3 protein-coding genes are annotated in these 2797 nt (G+C 68.4%); all 3 read left to right on the forward strand.

Annotation, left to right across the window (positions count from 1 at the left end; all coding sequences use genetic code 11):
- A partial coding sequence (locus tag C8N42_RS21085; protein WP_245890338.1) for an FAD-binding oxidoreductase occupies positions 1–908 on the forward strand: 908 nt, incomplete at its 5' end.
- Positions 889–1869, forward strand: coding sequence for an FAD:protein FMN transferase (locus tag C8N42_RS21090; protein WP_007803253.1), 981 nt, complete (start codon positions 889–891; stop codon positions 1867–1869). The genes C8N42_RS21085 and C8N42_RS21090, both read left to right, overlap by 20 nt.
- Positions 1870–1874: 5 nt before the next feature.
- Positions 1875–2797: HAD-IC family P-type ATPase (locus C8N42_RS21095; RefSeq protein ID WP_146168306.1), on the forward strand; the 923-nt coding region annotated here is incomplete at its 3' end.

A 2797-nucleotide genomic window follows, 5' to 3' on the forward strand; every position in this document is an offset into this window, starting at 1 on the left:
CCGTCGCGACTGCGGCAGAGGCGAAGGGCTGGCCCGAGCTTCTGCCGCTCGACACAATCGACCGGCAATCGCCGCAGGATTTCGCGCGCTGGGGCGGGGCGCTCGGAGACGCTCTCGGGATCGAACTCGAACTGACGCACCAGCCGGTCCAGCCGCAAACGACCACGCTGACCCTCGTCTCGCGCCGCGACTACGGCGCCGAGGTGCAGGCCCCGACCGCCATCCTCCGCTTCGCGTTTCCCCGCGTCTCGCTCGGGCAACGGCTGCTCGGGGGCGGGTTCGCACGGTTCCAGACGGGTGACCTGATCGGCATTCTGCCCGAAGGCGGGACCGTCCCGCGGCTCTATTCGCTCGCCTCTGGGCGCCGCGACGGCTTCATCGAGATCGTGGTCAAGAAGCATCCCGGCGGGCTCTGCTCGGGTCAGCTCACAGCGCTGGAACCTGGCGACACGGTGAGCGCCTTCCTGCGCCCCAACCCCGGCTTCCGTCCGGGCCGAAGCCGGGCGCCCCTGATCCTGATCGGCGCGGGGACCGGCATCGGGCCGCTAGCGGGCTTTGTGCGCGGCAATACGCGCCGCAGGCCGATCCACCTGTTCTTCGGCATGCGCCATCCCGACAGCGATTTCTTCTACGGCGAGGAGTTCCCCGGATGGCAGGACGAAGGGCGTGTAAGCCGGCTGGTCACGGCCGTCTCGCGCGGGGCGCGTCCCCATTACGTCCAGGACGCGCTGCGCAGCGAGGCCACTCAGGTCGCGGAGCTCATCCGCAATGGGGCGCGCGTGATGGTCTGCGGCGGACGAGACATGGCCGCCGGCGTGGCCGAGGCGCTGGCCGAGATCCTCGCGCCGGCCGGGCTGACACCAGCAGTCCTGAAGGCGGAGGGGCGGTATGTCGAAGATGTCTACTGAGCGGGCGCGCATCGCGCTGAACGGGCCGACGATGGGCACGAGGTGGTCGGCGCTGTTATTCGCGGACCCCGGTTTCGACCCGGGGCCGGTCCGCTCGGCATTGCAGGCTGCCGTGGATGAGGTGGACGGACAGATGTCGACCTGGAAGCCGGACAGCGACCTTATGCGGCTCAACGCGGCACCGATCGGTGAATGGATCGCTGTTCCTGCACGATTGCTCGAGGTGCTACGCCTCGGCCTGGAAATTGGCCGCGCCTCTGGCGGAGCCTTCGACATCGGCATGGGCGACGCGGTGATGGCCTGGGGCTTCGGACCGGAGGCCGCCGCGCCGGATGGCATCCGCACCGCGATGGCCGCCTCGCGCCGCCCGGCGCATGACGTGCTCGAGATCAACGGCGAACACGTGCGCAAGGCCGCACCCATCGCGCTGGACCTGAATGGCATCGCCAAGGGCTACGGCGTGGATCGACTGGCCGAAATCCTCCGCAATCAAGGCATATCCGACGGACTCGTCGGGATCGATGGCGAGATGCGTGCAATGGGCCTCAGGCCGGACGGTGAAGCCTGGACCATCGCGGTCGAGGCGCCGGACGCCGAGCGCCGGACGCCGCATTCGATCCTCGCGCTTCAGGATGCCGCCGTCGCGACCTCGGGCGACTACCGTCACTGGGTCGAGGTGCAGGGGCGCCGCCTGTCGCATACCATGGACCCGAGGCGGGGAGCGCCGCTGATCGCGTCGCCGGCCTCCATCACGGTCGTGGCCCGCAGCTGTGCAGAGGCAGATGCCTGGGCGACGGCCCTCATGGTGCTTGGGCCGGTCAAAGGCGCGACGCTCGCAAAACAAAGCGGCCTCGACGCCCTGTTCCTCTTGCGCGATGATGTTGTCAACGTAAGGGGCGTGGGAGTCGGACGACTATTTTCCGAAGAGCCAGCGGCAATCGCCTCAGCCGAGGGGAGATGAGCCGCATGGAAACGACACGGACCGACCGCTTCAAGACCGCTATCCTGCTCATTGCCGCGACCGGCCTGATTGCGGGACTTGCCTTCTACTTTTCCGGCGAACCCGACGTCGCGAACGCGGTCTGGATCGCGGGCGTCGTTCCCGCGCTCGCCGCGCTCGTGGTCGAGATCCTGCGCAGCCTGCGTTCCGGCGAAGTGGGCCTCGATATTGTCGCCGCGCTCTCCATGTCGGCGGCGCTCGTCTTCGGCGAGACCCTCGCCGCGGCGGTGGTCGCCGTAATGTATTCCGGCGGCACCTTCCTCGAAGCCTTCGCGGAAGGGCGTGCCCGCCGTGAAATGCACGACCTGCTGTCCCGTGTGCCTCGGACCGCGACAAGACACCGGAATGGCGGGCTGGAGGAAGTGCCGCTGAACGAAATTGCGCCCGGCGACCGCCTTCTGATCCGGCAGGGCGACGTGGTGCCGGTGGATGGCACCGTGAGCTCAGAGACGGCCTTCGTCGATACCTCGGCGCTGACGGGGGAATCCCTGCCCGTCCGGCTCCGTTACGGCGCCGAGGCCATGAGCGGATCGACCAATGCGGGCGAAGCCTTCGACCTGATCGCAACTCACGAGGCCAAGGACAGCACCTATGCCGGGATCGTCCGGCTGGTGGAAGAGGCGCAGGCCTCCAAGGCGCCGATGTCGCGGCTGGCCGACCGTTGGTCGCTGGGGTTTCTGGCGGTCACGGTCAGCATTGCCTTCGCTGCCTGGTGGTTCACGGGCGATCCGATCCGGGCCGTCGCCGTGCTCGTCGTCGCAACGCCATGTCCCCTGATCCTGGCCGTGCCGGTCGCGCTGGTCGCGGGTCTCTCGCGTGCGGCGCATTTTGGCGTTTTGATCAAGGGCGCAGGGCCGCTCGAGACAATGGCGCGCATCCGTACGCTGAT

Origin of the sequence: Celeribacter persicus (assembly GCF_003050785.1) — a bacterium.
GTDB classification, from domain to species: domain Bacteria; phylum Pseudomonadota; class Alphaproteobacteria; order Rhodobacterales; family Rhodobacteraceae; genus Celeribacter; species Celeribacter persicus.

Coding starts and splice junctions, on each gene's coding strand:
- C8N42_RS21090 (WP_007803253.1), top strand. CDS start 889: ATGTCGAAGATGTCTACTGAGCGGGCGCGCATCGCGCTGAACGGGCCG.